Source organism: Citrobacter sp. FP75, from assembly GCF_018342065.1.
In the GTDB taxonomy this organism is placed as follows: domain Bacteria; phylum Pseudomonadota; class Gammaproteobacteria; order Enterobacterales; family Enterobacteriaceae; genus Citrobacter.
In genome coordinates, this window is the sequence record NZ_JAFDOE010000002.1 from 515,908 (window position 1) to 534,230 (window position 18,323).

Genomic DNA, 18,323 nt, shown 5'->3' on the forward strand with positions numbered 1-18,323 from the left:
AATAAGGACACTATGATGAGCGCACAATTTACCACTCCAGTCGTTACCGCTATGCAGGTTATTCCGGTTGCGGGCCACGACAGCATGCTGATGAACCTGAGTGGCGCACATGCCCCGTTCTTCACGCGCAATATTGTGATTATCAAAGATAATTCCGGCCATACCGGTGTGGGCGAAATTCCCGGCGGCGAGAAAATCCGTAAAACCCTGGAAGATGCCGCTTCGCTGGTGGTGGGGAAGACGCTGGGCGAATATAAAAACGTGCTGAACGCAGTACGTAACCAGTTCGCCGATCGCGATGCGGGCGGTCGCGGTTTGCAGACCTTCGATCTGCGTACCACTATTCATGTGGTCACCGGCATTGAAGCCGCAATGCTTGACCTGCTGGGCCAGCATTTGGGTGTGAACGTAGCTTCTCTGTTGGGTGATGGTCAGCAGCGTAGCGAAGTCGAAATGCTCGGTTATTTGTTCTTTGTCGGCAACCGTAAAGCGACGCCGCTGCCGTATCAGAGCCAGCCGGATGAGAAGTGCGACTGGTATCGCCTGCGTCATGAAGAGGCAATGACCCCGGATGCGGTGGTGCGCCTGGCGGAAGCGGCGTATGAGAAGTATGGTTTTAACGACTTTAAACTGAAAGGCGGCGTGCTGGCAGGTGCTGAAGAGGCGGAGTCTATCGTCGCGCTGGCGAAGCGCTTCCCACAGGCGCGGGTGACGCTGGATCCTAACGGCGCATGGTCGCTGGATGAAGCGATTAGCATTGGCAAATATCTGAAAGGTTCTCTGGCTTACGCAGAAGATCCGTGCGGTGCTGAGCAGGGCTTCTCCGGGCGTGAAGTGATGGCAGAATTCCGTCGTGCGACCGGCCTGCCGACGGCGACCAATATGATAGCCACCGACTGGCGTCAGATGGGACACACGCTGTCGCTGCAATCTGTCGACATCCCTCTGGCGGATCCGCACTTCTGGACCATGCAAGGTTCGGTACGCGTGGCGCAGATGTGCCATGAGTTCGGTCTGACCTGGGGCTCACACTCTAACAACCACTTTGATATTTCGCTGGCGATGTTCACGCATGTTGCAGCGGCGGCACCGGGTAAAATTACCGCCATCGACACTCACTGGATCTGGCAGGAAGGCAACCAGCGTCTGACCAAAGAGCCGTTTGAAATTAAAGGCGGCATGGTGCAGGTTCCGGCGAAACCGGGTCTGGGCGTAGAACTCGATATGGATCAGGTGATGAAAGCGCACGAGTTGTATCAGAAACATGGTCTGGGCGCGCGTGATGACGCTATGGGGATGCAGTATTTGATCCCGAACTGGACGTTTGATAATAAGCGCCCGTGCATGGTACGCTAAGCGACATGGGACCGCTCCCATTGCGTGAGCGGTTTTTCCCCTGGTGTATGCTTAACACAATCAACATGCGTAAGGATGCTTTATGAAAATAGTGATCGCACCGGATTCCTATAAGGAAAGTTTGAGTGCGCTTGAGGTGGCAACTGCCATAGAGCAGGGCTTCCGTGAAATATGGCCTGATGCGGACTACGTAAAGATCCCGGTTGCTGATGGCGGTGAGGGAACGGTTGAAGCGATGGTTGCTGCAACGGAAGGCCACCTTGTGCATGTTGATGTTACCGGTCCTCTGGGGACCAATGTTCAGGCGTTTTATGGTTTATCGGGCGATGAGCGCTCTGCGTTTATCGAGATGGCGGCTGCCAGCGGACTGGAACGGGTGCCTCCGGGTTCACGCGATCCGCTGAAAACCACCTCCTGGGGAACCGGAGAGCTGATCCGTCATGCGCTGGACGCGGGCGTTGAGCATATCATCATCGGGATTGGCGGTAGCGCCACCAACGATGGCGGCGCCGGTATGGTACAGGCGCTGGGGGCAAGATTACTGGATGCGCAGGGTAACGATATTGCGCACGGTGGGATTGGCCTGGAAGCGCTTGCCCGGATTGATATCTCGCAGTTAGACACGCGTCTTGCCGCGTGTCGTATCGAAGTAGCCTGTGACGTGACTAACCCGCTAACGGGTAAAGAGGGGGCGTCTGCGGTTTTCGGCCCGCAAAAAGGGGCAACGCCGGAGATGATTCCTCGCCTTGATCGGGCGCTCACGCACTATGCTCAACTGATAGCCCGCGATCTGGATGTTCACGTACTGGAACTGGCTGGCGGGGGGGCCGCCGGGGGCATGGGGGCCGCGCTGTATGCATTTTGCGGCGCGCAGCTGCGCAGCGGCATTGAGATCGTGACCGATGCGTTACACCTTGATACCTGGGTCGCGGATGCGGATTTAGTCGTGACCGGTGAAGGGCGCATCGACAGCCAGACCATCCATGGCAAAGTCCCCGTTGGCGTGGCAAACGTCGCGAAGCGTTACAACAAGCCGGTCATTGGTATTGCTGGCAGTCTGACCCCGGACGTGGGCATTGTGCATAAACATGGTATTGATGCTGTTTTTAGCGTGATTTATACCATTTGTACGCTGGATGAAGCGCTGGATAAAGCGGGTGAAAATGTCCGCATGACGGCACGAAACGTGGCTGCAACCCTCAAAGCAGGACAGCAGTTACGTTGAATGATGATTACGCGTTGGCCGGATAAGACGCCCGAGCGTCGTCATCCGGCAACCAGACCTTTACCCCAATAGCTTCTTTGCTTCACGTGCTACGTTGTCCATCTCATCAAGCAGCTCTAAAAACTCAGGCTCCAGATCTTCTTCTCGGGTGCCGCTGCGTAGCTGCTGTTCGATGAGCTGGCACAGGTTTTTCATACGCGGAACCCCGCTGTAGCCGCAGCTGCCGTGCAGTTTGTGAATCAAATCTACCAGCCCTTCAGGGTTTTCACCGACCAGCTGTTCTTCGATTTTGTTGCGCACTTCCGGCAGAAAATCGATCAGCATCTGCAGCATATCGCGCGCCAGATTGTTTTTCCCGGCGGCTTGCCTTAACGCCAACGGCCAGTCGAGTGTCGTATTCGGGTTGACGACCGGTTCAAGGGGCTCGGCGACAATCGCCCGGATGGCAGTGCCTGCGCCGGGTTTATAACGCAGTAGCAGATTATGCAACTTCTCCTCTTCAATGGGTTTCGCCAGATAGTCGTTCATCCCGGCGCTGAGGAGCTTCTCTTTTTGCCCGGCCATCGCGTGCGCGGTAACCGCAATAACCGGCGTTTGCTGCTGGTGGGGTAGCTGATGGATGAGTTCGCAGGCGCGAATACCGTCCATATCCGGCATCTGAATATCCATCAAAATCAAATCAAACTGCATCTGTTTGGCGCGATCCACCGCCTGATGCCCGCTGTCGCAAAGCTCGACGTGCCGTACCATATCATCCAGCAATGCGCCGATCAGTTTGAGATTCGCCGGGTTGTCATCCACCGCCATGACGGTCATGGCAATTTTACTCTCATCCATCAGTAGCGGTTCGGTGCTTTGATTCAGATGGCAATACTCCGTCAGGGCGGGCAGTAAACGGGTTGAGGTCAGCGGTTTTAACAGGCACGCCGCCGCGCCGCCTTGTTTTAATTTCTCGGCGTTAATCTGTGCGTGGCAAGGTAGCGCCAGCAACAGGAAGTCGGTCATTGCCCGGGCGCTTGCCAGCCGCTCATGCTGCATGGTCAGTGGTTCGCGGAGAGTGACGGGTACGCCAAGTAACAGAATATCGTAATGTTCTGCCGGCAGCCCGGAGAATGAAGGGCTATAAATCACCTCCAGCGGCGTTTCACTCAATATATCCAGCGTACACTGCGCTGCAGTGGCGTTGGGTTCAACGTAGGCCAGTCGTTTGCCAGCCAGGCAACGGGTGGGTGAGCGCTCACTGAGTACGTTAGGGTTGAGATCGAGGCTGATATGGAACCAGAAGGTTGAACCACGATTTGGCTGGCTGTGGAACGAGATATCCCCGCCCATTTCGTTAACCAGTTTTTGCGTAATCACCAGGCCCAGCCCGGTGCCGCCGTGGCGTCGTGAAATACTGGCATCCGCCTGACGGAATGCCTGGAACAGACGCGACTGATCGCGTTCCGGAATGCCGATGCCGGTATCGCGGATTTGGACTTCGATCTGCACTTTGGTGTTACTGAGGGCACGTTTCTCCACCAGAATGTCGATATTGCCGCTCTCGGTAAATTTGATGGCATTGCCGACCAGATTGGTGATGACCTGCTGCAAACGCAGCGGATCGCCTATCACATTGTCCGGCACGTCGTTTTTAATATTAAGTGTGAGCTCCAGCCCTTTATCATGGGATGAGTGCGCCAGCAGCGTCACGACATCGTCCAGCGTGCTACGTAGCGGGAACGGGATACTTTCCAGAATCAACTTACCTGCTTCCAGTTTGGAAAAGTCGAGCACATCATTGATGATGGCCAGCAGATTGTTGGCGGAACGCTCAATTGTATTCAGGTGATCGCGTTGGGTGGTGTTTAGCTCGGTTTTTAGCGTCAGGCGAGTAAAGCCAATGACGCCATTGAGCGGTGTGCGCAGCTCATGCGACATGTTTGCCAGAAACTCGGATTTGATACGCGCCGCTTCCTGGGCGCGTTTCTTCGCCAGATCCAGCTCAACGTTCTGGATCTCCATCTGTTCCAGCGTTTCGCGCAGGTCAGACGTGGCCTGATCGATATTGTGCTGCATCTCTTCATGGTAGGCCGCCAACGACATTGCCATTGAGTTGATGCCATTCTTCAGCACATCCAGTTCGCCCAGCATGAAGCCTTCTACCCGGCTATCGAGCTGCCCTCGTCGTATCCGGTCAACGGTGTTCACCATATTACGGATAGGACCGGTCACGTCGCGCATCAGGCGCCAGCCAAAAATTAACGCAATACCGATGCAAAACAACATCATCACACTGGAGATAAAGATCTCTTTGTATTGCTGTAGCCGCACCGATTTGAGGTCTAACTCAAGCGCCACGTACCCCAGCATATTTTTCGTGTTTTTCGCGTCGCTGACGGCAGACTCATCCGGAGAATAACTTTCCGATATAATAGGGGTGCGCAGGATCATGATATCCCCCTGGCGGGTGACGCTCAGCTTACGGGGAAACGGCGAACCGGCAGGCAACTGCATTTCTGACGGATCGAGATGGAAATTGGAGGTCACGAACAGCCGGTTATTTTCGTCGTAGACCGAAATTGCCCGCACAATATCGGAATGGCGACGGTGCAGTACGCTGATAAGCTGACCGATGGACTCCCTGTTTTGCAGGTTCATGCCATATTCGCTGGAGACCGCGAGTGGCTCAATGATGCTGGCACCAGCATCTTCCAGTTGACGCTGCAAGTCGTTATAGCGGTGCACAACAAAAAAGATACTGAGCAGCAAACCAATCAAGACGGTCGGTGCCAGGATCAGAATCATCATGCGAGCGCGCAGGCTGTAGTTGGTCATGGAGTTCCGTTATGGGACAATTAGGGTCACACTGTTAAATAGAGAAATATCTCGTCGATGGCGCAATTCTACTCTGCAAAACGACGCGTGACGACGCGTCAGATCATAACCGTTACCGTCAATGACCTCGATCCTTTTGGTCAGGGCGTTGCTCGCCATAACGGGAAGGCCCTGTTTATACCGGGATTGCTGCCCCAGGAAAGCGCAGAGGTGACAATCACCGAAGATAAAAAACAGTTTGCCCGCGCGCAAGTCAAACGTCGTTTAAACGACAGTCCGGAACGTGAAGTGCCACGTTGCCCACATTTTGGCAGGTGTGGTGGCTGCCAGCAGCAGCACGCCAGCATTCCTTTGCAGCAGCGTAGCAAAAGCGCAGCGCTGTCACGCTTAATGAAATGCGAAGTGTCGGAGGTTATCGCCGATACGCCGTGGGGTTATCGCCGTCGCGCACGTTTAAGCCTGAACTATCGGGCGAAAGAAAAGCTGCTGCAGATGGGATTTCGTCAATCCGGCTCCAGCGACATCATCGACGTGAAGCAATGCCCTGTTTTGGTGCCCCAACTTGAGGCGCTGTTGCCTGATATCAGGGCATGTCTGGAAAGTCTGCAAGGGCTTCGCCATCTTGGGCATATCGAGTTGGTGCAGGCGGGTAACGGCACATTGATGATTTTGCGTCATACGGCACCATTAAGTTCGGCCGATAAAGAAAAACTGGAATGCTTTTCGCATTCTCAGGGACTGTCTTTGTTTCTGGCCCCGCAAAGCGAGATACTTGAACCTGTTTCAGGAGAATCGCCCTGGTATGACTCAAATGGGCTACGTTTAACCTTCAGCCCGCGAGATTTTATCCAGGTTAATGCCGGGGTAAACCAGCAAATGGTTGCCCGTGCGCTGGAATGGCTGGATGTTCAGCCTGAAGATCGCGTACTCGATCTGTTCTGCGGCATGGGGAATTTCACACTACCGCTGGCAACTCGTGCGGCAAGCGTGGTGGGCGTTGAAGGTGTGCCCGCACTGGTCGAAAAAGGTCGGGAAAACGCGCTGAATAACGGATTACACAATGTGACATTCTTTCATGAGAACCTTGAGGAGGATGTCACCAGGCAGCCGTGGGCAAAGAACGGATTTGATAAAGTATTGCTCGATCCCGCGCGTGCAGGTGCTGCAGGCGTGATGCAACATATTATAAAATTAAAACCTGGTCGCGTTGTTTATGTATCCTGTAACCCTGCTACGCTGGCTCGTGACAGCGAAGCGTTACTCAATGCGGGATACACCATTCAGCGACTGGCGATGCTCGATATGTTCCCGCACACCGGGCACCTGGAGTCAATGGTCCTGTTTGAGCATATGTAATGAATCTTATACCCACTGGATTTCGGGTTGTACTACAGCCAGAAAGACAATGGGTACGGCTTGTCGACTTCGACAGGCCAGGCCCCTTAAGGAGAGGACGATGGTTGCGGTAAGAAGTGCACATATCAATAAAGCTGGCGAATTTGATCCCAAAAAATGGATCGCGAGCCTGGGGATCACCAGCCAGCAGTCGTGTGAACGCTTAGCCGAAACCTGGGCGTATTGCCTGCAGCAGACACAGGGGCATCCGGATGCGGAACTGCTGCTGTGGCGCGGTGTGGAAATGGTGGAAATCCTCTCCATGTTGAGTATGGATATCGACACGCTGCGGGCAGCTATGCTCTTCCCTCTGGCAGATGCCAATGTGGTCAGCGAAGAGATCCTGAGTGAGAGTGTGGGGACGTCAATCGTCACTCTGATCCACGGCGTGCGCGATATGGCGGCGATACGCCAGCTTAAAGCCACGCACACCGACTCGGTCTCCTCAGAGCAGGTTGATAACGTCCGACGCATGCTGCTGGCGATGGTCGACGACTTCCGCTGTGTGGTCATTAAACTGGCGGAGCGTATCGCGCACCTGCGCGAAGTGAAGGACGCGCCGGAAGATGAACGCGTACTGGCGGCAAAAGAGTGCACCAATATCTACGCGCCGCTGGCTAACCGTCTAGGTATCGGGCAGTTAAAATGGGAGTTGGAAGATTACTGCTTCCGCTACCTGCACCCGGAAGAATACAAGCGCATTGCCAAACTGTTGCATGAGCGTCGTATCGACAGAGAACACTATATTGATGAGTTTGTTGGCCACCTGCGTTCAGAGATGAAAATCGAGGGCGTTAAAGCCGAAGTGTACGGTCGCCCGAAACACATCTACAGCATCTGGCGCAAAATGCAGAAAAAGCAGCTGGCCTTTGATGAGCTGTTCGATGTGCGCGCCGTGCGTATCGTGGCCGAACGGCTGCAAGACTGCTACGCCGCGTTAGGGATAGTACATACTCACTATCGCCATCTGCCGGATGAGTTCGATGATTACGTGGCGAATCCAAAACCCAATGGTTATCAGTCAATCCATACGGTTGTGCTGGGGCCGGGCGGTAAAACTATTGAAATCCAGATCCGCACCAAACAGATGCACGAAGATGCCGAACTGGGCGTTGCGGCGCACTGGAAGTACAAAGAAGGTACCGCTTCCGGTGCTGCGCGTTCCGGTCATGAAGACCGCATAGCCTGGCTGCGTAAGCTGATCGCCTGGCAGGAAGAGATGGCGGATTCTGGCGAAATGCTCGATGAAGTGCGTAGCCAGGTCTTTGACGACAGAGTTTACGTCTTTACGCCAAAGGGCGATGTAGTGGACTTACCGGCGGGCTCGACGCCGCTCGATTTTGCTTACCATATTCACAGCGATGTGGGCCATCGTTGTATTGGCGCCAAAATTGGTGGGCGCATCGTACCGTTTACCTACCAGCTACAGATGGGCGATCAAATTGAAATCATCACCCAAAAGCAGCCAAACCCGAGTCGGGACTGGCTGAACCCTAACCTGGGGTACGTGACGACCAGCCGTGGGCGCTCGAAGATCCACGCCTGGTTCCGTAAGCAGGATCGCGACAAGAATATCCTCGCGGGCAGACAAATCCTTGATGATGAACTGGCGCATTTAGGCATTAGTCTGAAAGAAGCAGAAAAACATCTGCTGCCGCGTTACAACTTCAATGAGCTGGAAGAGCTGCTGGCGGCGATTGGCGGCGGGGACATCCGTCTGAACCAGATGGTCAACTTCCTGCAAGCGCAGTTTAATAAGCCGAGCGCCGCCGAGCAGGATGCTGCCGCGCTGAAACAGTTGCAGCAGAAAACACATGCGCCGCAAAACCGCCGTAAAGATGACGGGCGCGTGGTGGTTGAAGGGGTAGGTAACCTGATGCACCATATCGCACGCTGCTGCCAGCCGATCCCTGGCGATGAGATCGTTGGGTTCATCACCCAGGGTCGCGGTATTTCCGTGCACCGGGCGGATTGCGAACAGCTGGTAGAACTGCGTTCACATGCGCCGGAGCGTATTGTCGATGCGGTTTGGGGCGAGAGTTATTCTGCCGGGTATTCGCTGGTTGTCCGCGTCCAGGCGAATGATCGCAGTGGTTTATTGCGTGATATCACCACCATTCTCGCCAACGAGAAGGTAAACGTGCTGGGGGTCGCCAGCCGTAGTGATACCAAACAGCAGCTTGCCACCATTGATATGACCATCGAAATCTATAACTTACAGGTGCTCGGGCGCGTGCTCGGCAAGCTCAACCAGGTACCGGATGTGATCGACGCGCGTCGTTTGCACGGGAATTAATACGAACGTAGGCCGGATGGCGGCTTCGCCTTATCCGGCCTACAGTTATTCAAATCTCCAGGATTGTCACATGAATCAAATTGACCGACTGCTCGGTATTATGCAGCGCCTGCGTGACCCGGAAAACGGCTGTCCGTGGGATAAAGAGCAGACTTTCGCCACCATCGCCCCCTATACCCTTGAAGAAACCTACGAAGTGCTCGACGCCATTTCGCGTGAAGACTTCGACGACCTGCGCGGAGAGTTGGGGGATCTACTGTTCCAGGTGGTGTTTTACGCACAGATGGCGCAGGAAGAAGGGCGCTTTAATTTCAATGATATCTGCGCTGCCATCAGCGATAAGCTCGAGCGTCGCCATCCGCATGTTTTTGCTGATGTTTCTGCCAGCAACAGCACCGAGGTGTTAACCCGCTGGGAAAAAATAAAAACTGAAGAACGCGCCCAGAAGGCGCAGCATTCCGCGCTGGACGATATTCCTCGCAGTTTACCGGCGCTCATGCGCGCCCAAAAAATCCAGAAACGCTGCTCAAATGTTGGTTTTGACTGGAAGACGTTAGGGCCGGTGGTGGACAAGGTTTACGAAGAGATCGACGAAGTGATGTTCGAAGCGAAGCAGGCTGTTGTCGACCAGGCTAAACTGGAGGAGGAAATGGGCGATCTGCTGTTTGCCACGGTCAACATGGCCCGCCATTTAGGCACAAAAGCAGAGACCGCATTACAGAAAGCGAACGAAAAATTTGAGCGACGATTTCGTGAAGTCGAACGAATAGTTGCTGAGCGCGGTCTGGAAATGACTGGTGTTGATCTGGAAACCATGGAAGAAGTCTGGCAACAGGTAAAACGCCAGGAAATTGATCTCTAAGGGGTTTCGGCGGTCAAGGGCGATTTGTGTGATTTTTTAAATAACAAGCGATTGATTTACGTCAAAAACATTTACCCCAAAGGGGCTATTTTCTCACTCCCGATGTTAATGTGAGCCTGGTGAAGAGGAGGAATAATGAAAGTTTGTGGCGCTCGCCATGTTCGGGTATACTACTTTCCCGTCTTGGTAATTCCATCGTTTCACCCTAACTTCTCAGGTCCAGCATGACAACGAACTATATTTTTGTGACCGGCGGGGTCGTATCCTCTCTGGGAAAAGGCATTGCCGCAGCCTCCCTGGCAGCCATTCTTGAAGCCCGTGGCCTCAACGTAACCATGATGAAACTGGATCCGTACATCAACGTCGATCCAGGTACTATGAGTCCAATCCAACACGGGGAAGTGTTCGTTACCGAAGACGGCGCTGAAACCGATCTGGACCTGGGGCACTACGAGCGTTTCATCCGCACCAAAATGAGCCGTCGCAACAACTTCACCACGGGTCGTATCTACTCTGACGTTCTGCGCAAAGAACGCCGTGGCGACTATCTGGGCGCAACCGTTCAGGTTATCCCGCACATCACGAATGCGATTAAAGAGCGTGTTCTGGAAGGCGGCGAAGGTCATGATGTTGTTTTGGTCGAAATCGGCGGAACCGTTGGGGATATCGAATCTCTGCCGTTCCTTGAAGCGATTCGTCAGCTGGCGGTGGATATCGGTCGTGAAAACGCGCTGTTTATGCATTTGACCCTGGTGCCGTACCTGGCCGCAGCGGGTGAAGTCAAAACCAAACCAACCCAGCACTCCGTTAAAGAGTTGCTCTCCATCGGTATTCAGCCTGACATTCTGGTCTGCCGCTCCGATCGCGCGATTCCGGCCAACGAACGTGCAAAAATTGCATTGTTCTGCAATGTGCCGGAAAAAGCGGTGATTTCGATGAAAGATGTCGATTCCATTTATAAAATTCCGGGCCTGTTGAAATCTCAGGGCCTTGACGATTATATTTGTAAACGATTCAGCTTGAACTGTCCGGAAGCAAATCTGTCAGAATGGGAACAGGTTATCTACGAAGAAGCCAATCCGGCAGGCGAAGTGACTATCGGTATGGTCGGCAAGTACATTGAACTGCCGGATGCCTATAAGTCAGTTATCGAAGCGCTGAAGCACGGTGGTCTGAAGAATCGTGTCACCGTTAACATCAAGCTGATTGATTCGCAGGATGTTGAAACGCGCGGTGTTGAGATCCTGAAAGGTCTTGACGCTATCCTGATCCCTGGCGGCTTCGGCTACCGTGGTGTTGAAGGTAAAATCGCGACAGCACGCTTTGCGCGTGAGAACAATATTCCTTATCTGGGCATTTGCCTGGGTATGCAGGTTGCGTTGATTGAATTTGCTCGTAACGTCGTGGGTATGGACAACGCCAACTCCACGGAATTTGTGCCAGACTGTAAGTACCCGGTGGTGGCCCTGATTACCGAATGGCGTGATGAAGACGGTAACGTTGAAGTCCGTACCGAGAAGAGCGATCTGGGCGGCACAATGCGCCTTGGTGCGCAGCAGTGTCAGTTGGACGATGAGAGTCTGGTGCGTAAGCTGTACGGCACGCCGACAATTGTTGAGCGCCATCGCCACCGCTACGAAGTCAACAATATGCTGTTGAAACAAATTGAAGCTGCGGGTCTGCGTGTTGCAGGCCGCTCCGGTGATGATCAGTTGGTCGAGATCATTGAGGTACCGAATCATCCGTGGTTCGTGGCCTGTCAGTTCCACCCGGAATTTACTTCCACGCCACGTGATGGGCACCCGCTGTTTGCCGGCTTTGTGAAAGCCGCCAGTGAACATCAGAAGCGTCAGGCGAAGTAAGAAGTAAAAAATTAGAACGGCAATGCACCCATCCGGGTGCATTGTTTGTCTGGAGTTTTAGTTTAACTTGTACTGAGGAAAACCTAATGTCCAAAATCGTTAAAATCATCGGTCGTGAAATCATCGACTCCCGTGGTAACCCGACTGTTGAAGCCGAAGTACACCTGGAAGGTGGTTTCGTTGGTATGGCAGCAGCTCCGTCAGGTGCTTCTACAGGTTCCCGCGAAGCACTGGAACTGCGCGATGGCGACAAATCCCGTTTCATGGGTAAAGGCGTACTGAAAGCAGTTGGCGCGGTAAACGGCCCAATTGCTCAGGCTCTGCTGGGTAAAGATGCTAAAGATCAGGCTGGCATCGACAAGATAATGATCGATCTGGACGGTACTGAAAACAAATCCAACTTCGGTGCAAACGCCATCCTGGCTGTATCCCTGGCGAACGCCAAAGCAGCAGCTGCTGCTAAAGGCCTGCCGCTGTACGCACACATCGCTGAGCTGAACGGTACCCCGGGCAAATTCTCTATGCCGGTTCCGATGATGAACATCATCAACGGTGGTGAGCACGCTGACAACAACGTCGACATCCAGGAATTTATGATTCAGCCAGTTGGCGCTAAATCCCTGAAAGAAGCTGTACGTATGGGTTCTGAAGTGTTCCATAACCTGGCTAAAGTTCTGAAAGCTAAAGGTATGAACACTGCAGTGGGTGACGAAGGTGGCTACGCGCCGAACCTGGGTTCCAACGCAGAAGCACTGGCTGTTATTGCTGAAGCGGTTAAAGCAGCAGGTTACGAGCTGGGCAAAGACATCACTCTGGCGATGGACTGTGCAGCATCTGAATTCTACAAAGACGGTAAATACGTTCTGGCTGGCGAAGGCAACAAAGCATTCACCTCCGAAGAGTTCACTCACTTCCTGGAAGAACTGACCAAACAGTATCCGATCGTGTCTATCGAAGACGGTCTGGACGAATCTGACTGGGATGGTTTCGCATACCAGACTAAAGTACTGGGCGACAAAATCCAGCTGGTTGGTGACGATCTGTTCGTAACCAACACCAAGATCCTGAAAGAAGGCATCGACAAAGGCATCGTTAACTCCATCCTGATCAAATTCAACCAGATCGGTTCTCTGACCGAAACTCTGGCTGCGATCAAAATGGCGAAAGACGCTGGCTACACTGCTGTCATCTCTCACCGTTCTGGCGAAACTGAAGACGCTACCATTGCTGACCTGGCTGTGGGTACCGCTGCAGGCCAGATCAAAACCGGTTCTATGAGCCGTTCTGACCGCGTTGCTAAGTACAACCAGCTGATTCGTATCGAAGAAGCTCTGGGTGAACAAGCGCCGTACAACGGTCGTAAAGAGATCAAAGGCCAGGCATAATCGCCCCGCTTTTTAACTCTTGATAAAAACCCGCTTCGGCGGGTTTTTTTTGCCTACCATTTTATTCTTATTTGATAACCGATTTGATCTCTGTCACTTTGTTATTATTTAACTGGGAGTAATTTAATAGGATAGAATATACATTAATATATGTATTTTATATTTATAATAATCAAACAATAGAAATATTGAATGGGTAATGAATTGGAAGACCTACTGACGAACGCTGGCATGAAAAAAAAGGATGCGGCTATCCTGATTAAGTTGGCAAAATTGAAAAAAATTAGCTTAAGCCGGGCATTTTTTCTCTATGCCTGGAAATATTACGCCTGGAGTATGGCTTTACTATTAGCAGTAATTTTCGCATCCCTTACCGAGGGGATAGAGTATTTTATAGTAAACGTTCTTGTCTGTATTGCTGTTGCTCTCGTTTCGCTCTTTTATACACCGTTTGTCATAAATTTAATTTGGAGTATTAAGATTCAATATAAATTGCTTGGGAAATAACAGGAGGTTATTTTGAGTAGTTATGGATTAATGAATTTGCAACGAGAAAAAGAAAATATTGACCGACTTGTCTATGATATCAGTTTTCAATATCTTCATGATCCGGCTATACGTTCAAAATATATGATCGAAGAACGTAGGGTTACATCATATTTTCTTGATGAATATCGTTATGGGAGATTAGATTTTGGCAGGGCGATGGATAAATTACGTGAATATCATATGTCTTTAACTAACCATCATATGAACTTAAGAATGGGGAGTATTAAATTATATGCAATAGCTGAGCGTGAAAGAGCAAAACATTCTATGCTAACAATTGCATTAAAACAAGTTGGATTCGTTAGTGGGGCAATGCAAGTTATCGGTGGCTTTGGTTTATGTAAAGCAAGCCTTGGTGCTGCATGTAAAAATTATGGAGTTCCTTTAATGATGCAGGGAAACGAGAATGTTTGGGAAAATGGTTATTATTTATTATATCATGAAGATCCTAAGAGAATGCCTTTGCGGTATGCCTATCGTCAGGTAGCTAAACTTTTAGGTGGCGATGAAAAGGATGGTGATATTGCTTTTTCCACAGGAGATCTTGTTCTTTCATTTGGTTAAGCCTCAACGCTGACGTTGAGAACAGATTCGTGGAAATTATTTCGCTATATACAGGAAGATTATATTCGCAGTTGGAGAACCTTGGGGGCAGTCGGGGGCGCTAGTGAGTTAACTGGTGATGCAGTTAGTGGATTCACTATTTATCAACTTCTTGGTGGAGAAAGTACTAACTGGGCCGAATTGAGAGAATAAGGATATGATCTTCAAAACATATGATCAGAATGATAAGTCTTTAACTGAAAGTATTAAACTTGCGGGTTTGAGTGAGTATAAAGCACAGAAACTTATTCGCTTTGCTAATGAAAACAAAGTAAATATACAAAAAGCCTATTTATTAACAGATGCAAGTGTCATTAAAGTTGATATTATCATGGCTTTTGTTATGTCATTTTTTATATTTTCAATTGGAAAAGAAGATTACAGTGAGTTATTGGTGCTATTTTTAATATTCGGGTTGTTGTTTTTTGTTATTGAGTTAACTTGTCGGCTTCATAAAAATTATCTTAAGGTTTGGAAAGTTTATATCAAGTTACGAGGAATTTAAATGAGAACAGGGGAATCTTACCTTAAACAAGCGCAGCGTATGATCCGTTTCCGGAATCTGTGAAAATTATTGCTTATCTTGATACTGAGAATGCTAACAGCCCCCATTCACGAGATGTTCCAGACCCTGCTAGAAGAGAGGGGGGCCGGTGTCCCCATCATTTTTATTCGTCATCTTGTTCTTTAACTCTTAACGTAAAAAACCCGCTGTGGCGGGTTTTTTATGCCTTTAAAGCAGTAGCGGCAGTGTTGCACTGGCGGTTTGCTGACTCACATCGCTGTACTTTTCATCCAGCGAAATGAGTGATGTGGTGAGCAATTCAACTAATAGCATCACGCCCACTTTTGCATTTAGCGCCCCGGCGCTCAGCGGGCCTTCGGGCTTGGCTGCAACCAGTTGAATATCACTCAGCGAAGCCAACGGACTGCGTGGCGTATTACTCAACGCCAGTATGCGCACGCCTTGCTTACGTGCAAGTTTAACCACATGTAGCAGATCCCGCGTGGAGCCTGAACTGGAAATAGCTACCACTAGTGAGTCTTTGGAAAGCGTAGTGGCATTCATGGCGGCACGATGCATGTCGCTGAACAGTTGTGCGGGTTTTCCCAGGCGCAAAAGTTTGTAATGGAGATATTCCCCCAGAATCGCACTGGCCGCCACGCCATAAATCTGTACCGACTGCGCCTGATGCAGCGCAAGAGCGGCTGCTTCCAGTAATGTCCTGTCGAGTAGTTTTGCCGTGTCCTGCAGCGCTTGCACGGATTCATTGACCACATTGTCAATCTCATCGCCGCTGTGTTCCACCGGCTGTCCGTGCTGGAGATCAAGTGCCAGCGCCATCTTAAATTCGTTATAACCTTTACATCCTAGCGTGCGGCACAGACGCGTGACGCTTGCCTCGCTGGTGTCGCTTTCGCGAGCCAGTTCGGTAATCGTCAGGTAGACAACTTTTGCTGGATCGCTCAGCACATATTCACCTAGCTTCTGTTGTGTTCGGCTATATCCGTTTACGCTCTGGCGCAATCTCAGCAGCAGGTTTTCATTATCTGACATGCAAAATCCTTAATGCGTTTCTCTGTCGATAGTGTGGCGGAAAGCAGGGGAGAGATGCCAGTCATTTTAAAAAAGTATGATCTGCTTCCTGAATTTTGATGATAATTTTCATTTATAAAAATAAATGTGGTAAAAATTTTCATCAAAAATCGGGGAGATGAAAAAATGATGCAAATGTTTAGCGGTGCTTCCTCAGGGGCATGGTTTGAAAAGGCGCAGCGGTTCGGTAAATCGTTCATGCTGCCGATTGCGGTATTGCCTGCTGCGGGGCTGCTGTTGGGCATTGGTGGTGCACTATCGAACCCCAACACGCTGACGGCTTATCCGTTTTTAGATATTGACTGGTTGCAGGCTATTTTCACTATCATGACCAGCGCAGGCTCCATTGTATTTGCCAACCTGTCGGTGCTCTTTGCTGTTGGAGTGGCGGTGGGCCTGGCGAAAACGGATAAAGGTACGGCGGGTCTTGCAGCGCTGCTGGCGTTTCTGGTGATGAATGCCACCATCAATGCTCTGCTGATCCTGAACGGGACGCTGGCACAAGAAAACCCGGGGGCTGTAGGTCAGGGGATGACGCTGGGTATCCAGACGCTGGAAACGGGTGTATTTGGTGGCGTGGTGATTGGTCTTGTCACCTGTGCGCTGCACAGTCGCTTTAATAAAGTCTCTCTGCCGCAGTTTCTTGGTTTCTTTAGCGGCTCGCGCTTTGTACCGATCATTAGCTCGCTTGCGGCAATTGCAGTGGGTGCCGCGATGACGGTGGTCTGGCCTCATTTCCAGAAACTTATTTTTGGACTGGGTGGCCTTGTTGACGCAACGGGTTATCTGGGGACGCTGCTGTACGGCTTTATCCTGCGTATGCTTGGCCCACTGGGCTTACATCATATCTTTTATCTGCCGTTCTGGACGACGGCGCTCGGCGGGAGCGAAATCGTTAACGGTCAACTGGTTGAAGGCACTCAGCGTATTTTCTTTGCTCAGCTTGCCGATCCCAACACCCAGCAGTTCTATGTCGGTACCTCGCGCTTTATGTCCGGGCGCTTCATCACCATGATGTTCGGCCTGCTTGGGGCATGTCTGGCGATGTACCACACCGCTAAGTCAGAGAACAAAAAAGTTGTCGCCGGTCTGCTGTTGTCAGCTGCTTTGACCTCTTTCCTGACGGGCATCACTGAGCCGATTGAGTTCTCTTTCCTGTTCGTGGCCCCCGTCTTATATGTCATTCACGCCTTCTTCGATGGTCTGGCGTTTATGATTGCCCATATTTTACATATCACCATCGGGCAAACCTTCTCGGGTGGACTTATCGATTTTATCCTCTTTGGCGTACTGCAGGGCGAAGCGAAAACCAACTGGATGTACGTGCCTATGGTGGGCGTACCATGGTTCTTCCTGTACTACTTCACCTTCCGTTATTTGATAAATCGCTTTGACTGGCTGACGCCGGGCCGTGGGAACGCAACATCGGTAGAAACCGCCTTGCCTCAAAGCGAACGGGCCGCGGCAGTGGTCGCCGGGCTTGGGGGCAAAGAGAATCTGGAAGAGGTGGATTGCTGCGCCACGCGTTTACGTGTGACGGTGAAAGATGGCAGTAAAGTTGATGAGGCGGCGCTAAAGGCAACCGGGGCGCGTGGTGTGATTATTCGTGGCAACGGTGTCCAGGTTATTTATGGTCCGCACGTCACTATTATCAAAAATGAAGTTGAAGAGATTTTATCGTGATGAAAACTGTACTGGATTCGCTGAAAGGTAAGTTAATTGTCTCCTGCCAGGCGCTGGAAAATGAGCCTCTGCACAGCCCATTTATCATGTCGCGTATGGCACTGGCGGCAGCGCAGGGCGGTGCGGCAGGTATTCGTGCGAACAGTGTTGCGGACATTAGTGCCATTAAAGAGAGCGTGGCTCTGCCGATCATTGGGATCATCAAACGTGATTACCCGGGTAGCGAAGTGTTTATCACCGCCACCCTGCAGGAAGTGGATGAGCTGATGACCGTTGAGCCGGAGATTATTGCTCTGGATGCTACAGCGCGTCCGCGCCCCGGGGGACAAACGCTGGAAGCATTGGTTGTGCAGATCCGCGCACGCTACCCGTCCGTATTGTTGATGGCTGATATTTCCAGCGTAGACGAGGCCGTCACCGCTGAACGACTGGGTTTTGACTGCGTGGGCACCACACTCTACGGTTATACCGCAGAAACCGCCGGGCATGTGCTGGCGGAAAACGACTGCGGGTTTTTACGTGAGGTGCTGGCAGCGGTCAGCGTGCCGGTGGTGGCGGAAGGGAACGTCGATACCCCGGAACGCGCCGCGCGTTGTCTGGCATTGGGCGCACACACCGTGGTGGTGGGAGGTGCTATCACCCGTCCGCAGCAGATAACGGCGCGCTTTGTCACGGCGATCGCCTCGTAAAGCA

The 18,323-nt window shown here is 51.6% G+C and carries 14 protein-coding genes; 12 read left to right on the forward strand and 2 right to left on the reverse strand.

What is annotated here, in order from left to right; translation table 11 throughout:
- Positions 1–15 precede the first annotated feature (15 nt).
- Together gudD and JQ822_RS10105 are read left to right on the forward strand one after the other, a co-directional pair.
- Complete coding sequence (gene gudD, locus JQ822_RS10100) at positions 16–1,356, forward strand: glucarate dehydratase (protein WP_213133354.1); 1,341 nt, start codon at positions 16–18, stop codon at positions 1,354–1,356.
- 82 nt (positions 1,357–1,438) lie between these two features.
- Complete coding sequence (locus tag JQ822_RS10105) at positions 1,439–2,581, forward strand: glycerate kinase (RefSeq protein ID WP_213133355.1); 1,143 nt, start codon at positions 1,439–1,441, stop codon at positions 2,579–2,581.
- 60 nt (positions 2,582–2,641) lie between these two features.
- Here the strand turns inward: JQ822_RS10105 and barA are convergent, their stop codons facing one another.
- On the reverse strand, positions 2,642–5,398 hold the full coding sequence (gene barA, locus JQ822_RS10110) for a two-component sensor histidine kinase BarA (RefSeq protein WP_213133356.1): 2,757 nt from the start codon (positions 5,396–5,398) through the stop codon (positions 2,642–2,644).
- Between the two features lie 57 nt (positions 5,399–5,455).
- Here barA and rlmD point away from each other — a divergent pair, with 57 nt between their 5' ends.
- From rlmD to JQ822_RS10150, 8 genes are all read left to right on the forward strand, one after another.
- Positions 5,456–6,754: a 23S rRNA (uracil(1939)-C(5))-methyltransferase RlmD gene (rlmD, locus tag JQ822_RS10115; protein WP_213133357.1), complete on the forward strand. Its 1,299-nt coding sequence runs from the start codon at positions 5,456–5,458 to the stop codon at positions 6,752–6,754.
- A 100-nt stretch (positions 6,755–6,854) separates the two neighbouring features.
- On the forward strand, positions 6,855–9,089 hold the full coding sequence (gene relA / locus JQ822_RS10120; protein WP_213133358.1) for a GTP diphosphokinase: 2,235 nt from the start codon (positions 6,855–6,857) through the stop codon (positions 9,087–9,089).
- Between the two features lie 70 nt (positions 9,090–9,159).
- Positions 9,160–9,951, forward strand: coding sequence for a nucleoside triphosphate pyrophosphohydrolase (mazG, locus tag JQ822_RS10125; protein ID WP_213133359.1), 792 nt, complete (start codon positions 9,160–9,162; stop codon positions 9,949–9,951).
- Between the two features lie 224 nt (positions 9,952–10,175).
- Positions 10,176–11,813, forward strand: a complete 1,638-nt coding sequence (gene pyrG / locus JQ822_RS10130; RefSeq protein ID WP_213133360.1) for a glutamine hydrolyzing CTP synthase — start codon at positions 10,176–10,178, stop codon at positions 11,811–11,813.
- A gap of 86 nt (positions 11,814–11,899) precedes the next feature.
- Entirely contained in the window at positions 11,900–13,198 is a 1,299-nt protein-coding gene (eno, locus tag JQ822_RS10135; protein WP_115257599.1) for a phosphopyruvate hydratase, read from the forward strand.
- 192 nt (positions 13,199–13,390) lie between these two features.
- On the forward strand, positions 13,391–13,705 hold the full coding sequence (locus JQ822_RS10140) for a hypothetical protein (protein ID WP_213133361.1): 315 nt from the start codon (positions 13,391–13,393) through the stop codon (positions 13,703–13,705).
- Between the two features lie 12 nt (positions 13,706–13,717).
- Positions 13,718–14,311 (forward strand): DUF4225 domain-containing protein, encoded by a 594-nt coding sequence (locus JQ822_RS10145; RefSeq protein WP_244848836.1) that lies wholly within the window; start codon positions 13,718–13,720, stop codon positions 14,309–14,311.
- Between the two features lie 196 nt (positions 14,312–14,507).
- A complete protein-coding gene (locus JQ822_RS10150) occupies positions 14,508–14,855 on the forward strand; it encodes a hypothetical protein (RefSeq protein WP_213133362.1) in 348 nt (115 codons plus the stop codon).
- Between the two features lie 228 nt (positions 14,856–15,083).
- On the opposite strand, the gene JQ822_RS10155 is transcribed toward JQ822_RS10150, so the two are convergent.
- Positions 15,084–15,908, reverse strand: coding sequence for a MurR/RpiR family transcriptional regulator (locus tag JQ822_RS10155; protein WP_213133363.1), 825 nt, complete (start codon positions 15,906–15,908; stop codon positions 15,084–15,086).
- Positions 15,909–16,073: 165 nt separating this feature from the next.
- On the opposite strand from JQ822_RS10155, the gene JQ822_RS10160 reads away from it, so the two are divergent.
- Both JQ822_RS10160 and JQ822_RS10165 read left to right on the forward strand, forming a co-directional pair.
- Complete coding sequence (locus JQ822_RS10160) at positions 16,074–17,630, forward strand: PTS transporter subunit EIIC (RefSeq protein WP_213133364.1); 1,557 nt, start codon at positions 16,074–16,076, stop codon at positions 17,628–17,630.
- A complete protein-coding gene (locus JQ822_RS10165) occupies positions 17,630–18,319 on the forward strand; it encodes an N-acetylmannosamine-6-phosphate 2-epimerase (protein WP_213133548.1) in 690 nt (229 codons plus the stop codon). The genes JQ822_RS10160 and JQ822_RS10165 overlap by 1 nt, the downstream gene beginning before the upstream one ends.
- The last annotated feature ends 4 nt before the right edge of the window (positions 18,320–18,323 follow it).